This is a genomic window from Micromonospora sp. NPDC052213, from assembly GCF_040679695.1.
In the GTDB taxonomy this organism is placed as follows: domain Bacteria; phylum Actinomycetota; class Actinomycetes; order Mycobacteriales; family Micromonosporaceae; genus Micromonospora.
Genome location: NZ_JBFAVI010000322.1, coordinates 1 through 2,520, shown reverse-complemented (window position 1 = coordinate 2,520; position 2,520 = coordinate 1). Strand labels below are relative to the sequence as shown.

Here is a 2,520-nt window from a genome sequence, read left to right as displayed (position 1 = left end):
GTCACCAGTCGGATCGGCTCGGTGACACCCTCACTCGATTCGACCGGCGTGTGCTGGCGGCGCCGGCCCATCTCGGTCGGGGCGTACCGGGAAAGCCCCGATGCCGTACGCGACGCCGCGCTGGCCGCCCTGCCGTCGCCCGCGCCCCGGGCCGTGCTCAACGCCACCGGGGTGGTGCTGCACACCAACCTGGGCCGGGCCGCACTGTCGCCCGCCGCCGTCGCGGCGGTCACCGCCGCCGCCGGACACACCGACGTCGAGCTGGACCTGCGTACCGGCCGGCGGGCCCGGCGCGGCCGCGACGCCCTCGACGCCCTCGCCGCCGCGGTGCCCGCCGCCGGCGCGGTGCACGTGGTCAACAACGGCGCCGCCGCGCTGGTGCTCGCCGCCACCGCGCTCGCCGCCGACGCCGAGATCGTGGTCAGCCGGGGCGAGCTGGTGGAGATCGGCGACGGGTTCCGCCTGCCCGAGCTGCTGGAGAGCACCGGCGCGCGGCTGCGCGAGGTGGGCACCACCAACCGCACCACGCTCGACGACTACGCCGCGGCGCTCGGTCCGCGTACCGGCTTCGTGCTGAAGGTGCACCCGTCGAACTTCCAGGTCACCGGCTTCACCTCGGCGGTGCCGGTGCGGCGGCTGGCCTCCCTCGGCGTGCCGGTGGTCGCGGACATCGGCTCGGGGCTGCTCGCCCCCGACCCGCTGCTGCCCGACGAGCCCGACGCGGCCGGCACCCTGCGGGCCGGGGCGGCCCTGGTCACCGCCAGCGGCGACAAGCTGCTCGGCGGGCCGCAGGCGGGGCTGCTGCTCGGCGCCGCCGACCTGGTCGAACGGCTGCGCCGGCACCCCCTCGCCCGGGCGCTGCGGGTGGACAAGCTGACCCTGGCCGCGCTCGCGGCCACCCTCGCCGACCCGGTCACGCCCACGCGGGCCGCGTTGCACGCCGACCCCGGCGTGCTGCGGGAGCGTACCGAGCGGCTGCGGGACGCCCTCGCGGCCGACGGGTGCAAGGCGGAGGTGGTGCCGGCCGGCGCGGTCGTCGGCGGTGGCGGCGCCCCGGGCGTGGCGCTGGACTCGTGGGCGCTGAGCCTGCCCGAGCGGTACGCGGAGCCGCTGCGCGTGGGCGACCCGCCCGTGCTTGGCCGGGTCGTCCGCGGGCGGCTGCTGCTGGACCTGCGCTGCGTGCCCGCCGACGCCGACGTCGCCGTCCGCGCCGCCGTGCTGCGCGTGTCGGGGGACGGCTGAACGTGTTCGTGGTGGCCACCGCCGGGCACGTCGACCACGGCAAGTCGACCCTGGTCCGGGCGCTGACGGGGATGGAACCCGACCGGTGGGCGGAGGAGCGCCGCCGGGGCATGACCATCGACCTCGGCTTCGCCTGGAGCACGCTGCCGTCCGGTGGGACGGTCGCGTTCGTCGACGTGCCGGGGCACGAGCGTTTCGTGCCGAACATGCTCGCCGGCGTCGGCCCGGTGCCCGCCGCGCTGGTCGTGGTCGCCGCCGACGAGGGCTGGATGCCGCAGTCGGCCGAGCACCTGGCCGCGCTGCACGCGCTCGGGGTGTCGTACGGATTGCTGGTGGTGACCCGCGCGGACCTGGCGGACCCGGGGCCGGCGGCGGCCCGGGCCCGGGCCGAGCTGGCGGCCACCTCCCTCGGCGCGGTGGACACGGTGGCGGTCAGCGCGGTGACCGGCGCCGGCCTGCCGGAGCTGCGCGTGGCCCTGGACCGGCTCGCGGCCCGGCTGCCCGCCCCGGCGGCGGACGCCCCGGTGCGGTTGTGGGTGGACCGCGCGTTCACCGTGCGCGGCGCCGGCACGGTGGTCACCGGCACGCTCGGCGCCGGCCGGCTGCGGGTGGGCGACGAGCTGGAACTCGCCGCCACCGGCGAGCCGGTGCGGGTGCGTGGCCTGCACCGCCTCGGCGAGGCCCGGTCGGAGGTCACCGCGGTCGCCCGGGTGGCGGTCAACCTGCGCGGTACGCCCCGGGGCCGGGTCGGCCGCGGCGACGCCCTGCTCACCCCGGGCCGGTTCCACCGCACCGACCTGCTGGACGTCCGGCTGGCCGGCGACCCCGCGGCGGAGCTGCCCGCCACCCTGACCCTGCACGTCGGCGCGGCGGCGGTGCCCGCCCGGGTGCGACCGCTGGGCGCGGACACCGTCCGGCTGCGGCTGGCCCGGCCGCTGCCGCTGCTGGTCGGCGACCGGGCGCTGCTGCGCGACCCGGGCCGGCACCACGTGGCCGGCGGCGTGACCGTGCTGGACGTCGCGCCGCCGCCGCTGACCCGCCGGGGCGCGGCGGCTGTCCGCGCGGCCGTGCTGGCGACCGTGGACGGCCGGCCCGACCTGGCCGGCGAGCTGCGCCGTCGGGGCCTGGCCCGCGCCGCCGACCTGGTCCGCACCGGCGTCGAGGTGACCGGGCGGCCCGTCGTCGGGGACTGGCTGGCCGACCCGGAGCACTGGCGGCGGCTCGGCACCCGGCTGGGCGGGGAGGTGGCCCGGCACGCCCGGGAGCACCCGCTGGAGC

The 2,520-nt window shown here is 79.5% G+C and carries 2 protein-coding genes; both read left to right on the top strand.

Annotated features, from left to right (window positions below; genetic code table 11):
- The first annotated feature begins 69 nt into the window (after positions 1-69).
- Positions 70-1,242 (top strand): L-seryl-tRNA(Sec) selenium transferase, encoded by a 1,173-nt coding sequence (gene selA / locus AB0L34_RS33545; protein ID WP_363709669.1) that lies wholly within the window; start codon positions 70-72, stop codon positions 1,240-1,242.
- A 2-nt stretch (positions 1,243-1,244) separates the two neighbouring features.
- Positions 1,245-2,520, top strand: a 1,276-nt coding sequence (gene selB, locus AB0L34_RS33540; protein WP_363709667.1) for a selenocysteine-specific translation elongation factor, incomplete at its 3' end; no start/stop codon positions are given.